The sequence below is a fragment of the Ilumatobacter sp. genome, from assembly GCF_049588435.1.
Classification (GTDB): domain Bacteria; phylum Actinomycetota; class Acidimicrobiia; order Acidimicrobiales; family Ilumatobacteraceae; genus Ilumatobacter_A.
This window is the reverse complement of sequence record NZ_JBAVYV010000563.1, coordinates 1-4,436: the sequence shown is the minus strand read 5'-3', so window position 1 is coordinate 4,436 and position 4,436 is coordinate 1. Positions and strand designations below refer to the sequence as shown.

Genomic DNA, 4,436 nt, shown 5'->3' with positions numbered 1-4,436 from the left:
CCGGTGTTGCGGTCGACGGGGCGGGCAGATCACGTTCGGCGGCCTCGCCTCCGGAGCGGTGCGCAGCGGCGACGGCGCGCACCTGCGGTGACGAAGCAGCGGCAGCGGCGACCGACGGCGCTGTCGCTTTGTAATCGGCGAAGAACTCCTGCCACTGGTCGCCGACCGAGCTCGGATCCTGCACGAACTGCTCGTACATCTCCTCGACGAGCCAGGAGTTCGCACCGAAATCCGCCCCTGTTCCTCCGGTCTGGTTCTCTGGCGTTGCCACGATCGACAGGGTACTCATGAGCGACCGCTCGGCGAGATGGCAAACGCCAACTTCTCGCACGCGATGCACGGGAACAGCAGCTTCGAGCCTCTTCGACGCGTTCCGACGTCTGGATCGAACCTCCGTGCGCGTGACTAGGGTGACGCCGTGTCCGTTCCGGTGACCAGTACATCGAGCTCATTCGGGACGATTCCCTGGCGCGGCCTGGTCATCGGCGCCGCCGCCGGACTGCTCAGCGGACTCTTCGGCATCGGCGGCGGAATCGTCATCGTCCCGGCGCTCCTGACGATGATGTCGATGGACCGGCGGCTGGCTCACGGCACGTCGCTGGCCGCCACGATTCCTGTCGCGGCCGCCAGCCTGGCCACCTACGCGCTCGGCGACCACGTCGACTGGCACGTCGCGTTGCTCCTCGCCACCGGAGCGATCTGTGGAGCGGTCGTGGGCACCCACCTGCTGCAGATCATCCCGAAGCGGCCGCTCACGATCATCTTCATCGCGGTGATCGTCTTGACCGCGGTGCGACTGCTCGTGCCGAGCGATGCCCTGGGTCGCGAGACCTTGACCGTCGCCACCGGGTTCGTCCTCGTCACCATCGGGTTCGTCACCGGCACGCTGGCCGGCCTGTTGGGCATCGGCGGCGGCGTCATCATCGTCCCGGCGCTCGTGGTCCTGTTCTCGATGCCTCCGGTGCTCGCCAAGGGCACCTCGGTGGCCGTCATCCTCCCGTCGTCGCTCGTCGGTACGTGGCGCAACCGTGCCAATCGCAACGTCGACATGCGTGTCGGCGGCGCGATCGGTGTCTCCGGCGTGCTCTTCGCAGTGATCGGCGGCCTGATCGCGCGGTCGCTCAGCGCGACGTTCTCGAACGCGATGTTCGCCGTCCTCCTGATCATCGTCGCGATCATCCAGGCGCGGACCCTGCGTACTCCGACTCCGATTCCCGAGACCGAGCATGACGCCCTCGACACGACCTGACCGGAACCGCCTGCGATGCGCGCCGCGGTGATCGTCGCCCATCCGCGCCCGGACGGTTTCGCCCACGAGTTGGCATCCCGAGCGGTGGCTGGCCTCGCAGCCGGCGGGCACGAAGTCGAGTTGATCGACCTGTACGAGATCGGCTTCCGGGCCGCAATGTCGACCGATGAACGCATCGCCTACCACGGCGATGCACCCATTCTCGACCCGATCGTCGCGCACCACGCCGACCTCATCCGCAGCGTCGATGCGCTCGTGTTCGTCTACCCCACGTGGTGGAGTGGACTCCCGGCGATCCTGAAGGGGTGGCTGGAGCGGGTGATGGTGCCCGGTGTCGGATTCCGATTCGACGAGCGGACCGGCAAGGTCCGACCCGGGCTGACCAACGTCGAGCACCTGATCGGGATCTCGACGTACGGATCCCCGCGCTGGTACGTGCGGGCGGTCAACGACAACGGCCGCCGGACGTTGATGCGGGCGCTGCGCCTCTCGTGCGGTTGGCGAACGTCGCGCCAGTGGTTCGGGATGTACGGCATCGACGGCAGCACCGAGGTACGGCGTCACGAGTTCGCGGCCCGTGTCGAGCGAGAGTTGAGCGAGCTGTGAAGGGTGGATCGACCTCGGCGCGGAGGGTGCTGGTGATCCACTGCCACCCGTGCCCGGAAGGGTTCATCCCCAGCGCGTTCGAGCAGGTTCGAGCCGGGCTCGCCGTGGCCGGAGCCGAGGTCCGCGTTCACGACCTGTACCGCGAGGGTTTCGTCCCCGAACTGACGGCCGACGAGCACCGCCGACATCTCGAGCCGGGTGTCGAGGACGACGTCCAGCAGCACGCCGACGACCTGCGCTGGTGCGACACGCTCGTGCTCGTCTATCCGACGTGGTGGTCCGGCCAACCGGCGATGCTCAAGGGCTGGATCGACCGCGTCTGGGCGTCAGGGGTCGCATGGGACCTCCCGGACGGCGCGACCCGCCTTCGACCGCGGCTGCGCAACATCCGACGACTGGTGGCCGTGACGTCACACGGCTCGTCGAAGCTCGTGAACAGCGTGCAGGGGGAAGGCGGAAAGCGGACGATGACACGCAGTCTGCGGTCGATGTGCCATCCGCGCTCGCGGACCGATTGGATCGCGCTGTACGGCATCGACACGGCGTCCGACGAGCGACGCCGGAAGTTCCTCGACGGCCTCGCCGACCGGATCGCCCACATCACCCGTCCGTCCTGCGCGTCGGTGCCACGCACGAACGCGCATCGGTGACCTGACCGTCGGTGCCAGGCACGAACGCGCCGAAAACCGGGCATCGGGCGCATCGGTGAATTGGCTATGTTGCCGCGATGCCCCACACCCCCGCGTCCACGCGTACGACCGTCCGCCGGGGAGCGAACCGGGCCGTCTACGACGATGACCGCATCCGCTCGATCCTCTCCGCCGGTCTGATCGCCCACGTCGGAGTCGCCACCGCCGACGGTCCGATCGTGCTCCCGATGGCCTACGGCGTGCGTCCCGTGGTCGCATCCACCTCCGACGGCGATGCTGACGGCGGTGACGGTCACGAGGTCCTCGTGCACGGTGCCGTCGCGAACGCGATGCTGCGCGCGGGCCGGACGGTCGACGTGTGCGTGACCGTCACGATCGTGGACGGATTGGTCGTCGCACGCACGCCATTCCACAACTCGATGAACTATCGGTCGGTCGTCATCCGTGGGACCGCCACCGCGATCGACGACCCCGACGAGAGGCTCGCCGCACTCCGCGTGATCAACGACCATATTGCGCCGGTCTGGGACACGGCACGGCCACCGTCGGCATCCGACGTGAAGAAGACGTTGGTCCTCGCGGTTCCGTTGACCGAGGCCTCGGCGAAGATTCGTGCGGGCGACCCGATCGACGAGGACGGCGACATGGATGGTCCGCACTGGGCGGGCCTGGTACCACTCGGCACCCGGTGGGGCGAGCCGACCACTGCGGCAGATCTGCGCTGCGACGCTGCCGTCCCCGACGCGGTGTCGGCCCTCGCTGGTCGCGACGCTCACGCCGCGAACTGATCAGCCGGCGGCGATCGCGACGGCGATCTCGGCAGCCACGCCCGCGTTGTTCTCGGCGAGCGCGAGGTTGGCCGGGATGCTGCGTCCATCCGTCGCCTGGGCGATCCGGTCGAGCACGAACGGCGTCACCGCGGCACCGACGATTCCGACGGAATCACATTCGGCGAGCGCGTCGTCGAGCACCCGGTCGAGTTCGGTTGCATCGAGTTCGTCCTGCTCGGGAATCGGCACGGTCACGAGCACGCCCGATGCGGGACGCGTGAGGTTGTCGAATGTGCGGGCCACCTCACCGGCCGTCTCCACCCGGTGTGCGACTCGAAGCCCGGACGACCGCGTGTAGAACGCGGGGAACCAATCGTGCTGCCAACCGAGGACCGGAACACCGAACGTCTCGAGGTACTCAAGGGTGCGGGAGAGGTCGAGAAACGCCTTGGCGCCCGCCGACACGGTGACGACGCGATGGCTCGCCAGCGCATCGAGATCGGCCGACACGTCGGCGGTCAGCTCCGCTCCTCGATGCACTCCCCCCAGCCCACCCGTGGCGAACACCGGGATGCCCGCGGCCGCCGAGATCGCGACGGATGCCGACACCGTGGTCGCACCGAATTCCCAACGCTGGGCCACCGCGACAGGGACGTCGCGCTCGGCAGCCTTGCGTGCGTCGCCGAGGATCCGCTCGTGTTCCGACGGGTCGAGACCGACGCGCACCACCCCGTCGAGCACCGCGGTCACCGCGGGAACGGCACCCTGCGAGCGGATCGCCGCGATGCAACGGTCGAGCGCTTCGCCGTTGGCCGGAGCGGGCAGGCCGAGATTCGAATAGATCGTCGACTCCATCGCGACGACCGGACCACTGGCGTCGAGGGTGTCACGGACTTCGTCGGAACAGTGAACGTCGATCACCGCACCGAGCGTACGGGACCTCCGCCCCGCACGGGCTCGGTCAGCGACGGACGAAGCGGGTGACACATTCGACGTGCGGGGTCTGCGGGAACAGATCGAGCACCTCGACGCGCTCCATCGCGTACCCCTCGTCGGCCAGCAGTCGAGCATCGCGTGCGAGCGACACCGGGTCACAGCTGACCAGCACGATCACGGACGCCTTGGTCCGGGCGACGGCGGCGACGCCGGGCTTGGCGAGCC

6 protein-coding genes and 1 pseudogene are annotated in these 4,436 nt (G+C 68.5%); 4 read left to right on the top strand and 3 right to left on the bottom strand.

Annotated elements, in window-relative coordinates; all coding sequences use genetic code 11:
• A partial coding sequence (locus WBV89_RS21250; protein WP_423983328.1) for a 2-oxoglutarate dehydrogenase E1 subunit family protein occupies window positions 1–271 on the bottom strand: 271 nt, incomplete at its 3' end.
• 147 nt (window positions 272–418) lie between these two features.
• Here WBV89_RS21250 and WBV89_RS21245 point away from each other — a divergent pair.
• From WBV89_RS21245 to WBV89_RS21230, 4 genes are all read left to right on the top strand, one after another.
• On the top strand, window positions 419–1,249 hold the full coding sequence (locus WBV89_RS21245) for a sulfite exporter TauE/SafE family protein (RefSeq protein WP_423983327.1): 831 nt from the start codon (window positions 419–421) through the stop codon (window positions 1,247–1,249).
• A gap of 15 nt (window positions 1,250–1,264) precedes the next feature.
• On the top strand, window positions 1,265–1,855 hold the full coding sequence (locus tag WBV89_RS21240) for an NAD(P)H-dependent oxidoreductase (RefSeq protein ID WP_423983326.1): 591 nt from the start codon (window positions 1,265–1,267) through the stop codon (window positions 1,853–1,855).
• On the top strand, window positions 1,852–2,505 hold the full coding sequence (locus WBV89_RS21235) for an NAD(P)H-dependent oxidoreductase (RefSeq protein ID WP_423983325.1): 654 nt from the start codon (window positions 1,852–1,854) through the stop codon (window positions 2,503–2,505). The genes WBV89_RS21240 and WBV89_RS21235 overlap by 4 nt, the downstream gene beginning before the upstream one ends.
• A gap of 77 nt (window positions 2,506–2,582) precedes the next feature.
• On the top strand, window positions 2,583–3,293 hold the full coding sequence (locus tag WBV89_RS21230; protein WP_423983324.1) for a pyridoxamine 5'-phosphate oxidase family protein: 711 nt from the start codon (window positions 2,583–2,585) through the stop codon (window positions 3,291–3,293).
• Here WBV89_RS21230 and WBV89_RS21225 read toward each other — a convergent pair whose 3' ends face one another.
• Together WBV89_RS21225 and WBV89_RS21220 are read right to left on the bottom strand one after the other, a co-directional pair.
• The gene (locus WBV89_RS21225) at window positions 3,294–4,196 is read right to left on the bottom strand and encodes a pseudouridine-5'-phosphate glycosidase (protein ID WP_423983323.1); all 903 of its coding nucleotides are present in this window, start codon (window positions 4,194–4,196) and stop codon (window positions 3,294–3,296) included.
• Between the two features lie 40 nt (window positions 4,197–4,236).
• Window positions 4,237–4,436: pseudogene (locus WBV89_RS21220) on the bottom strand (class I SAM-dependent RNA methyltransferase); the annotation flags it as partial.

Excerpts from the sequence above, each read along its gene's own strand:
- WBV89_RS21240 (WP_423983326.1), top strand. The coding sequence starts at position 1,265 with ATGCGCGCCGCGGTGATCGTCGCCCATCCGCGCCCGGACGGTTTCGCC.
- WBV89_RS21230 (WP_423983324.1), top strand. The coding sequence starts at position 2,583 with ATGCCCCACACCCCCGCGTCCACGCGTACGACCGTCCGCCGGGGAGCG.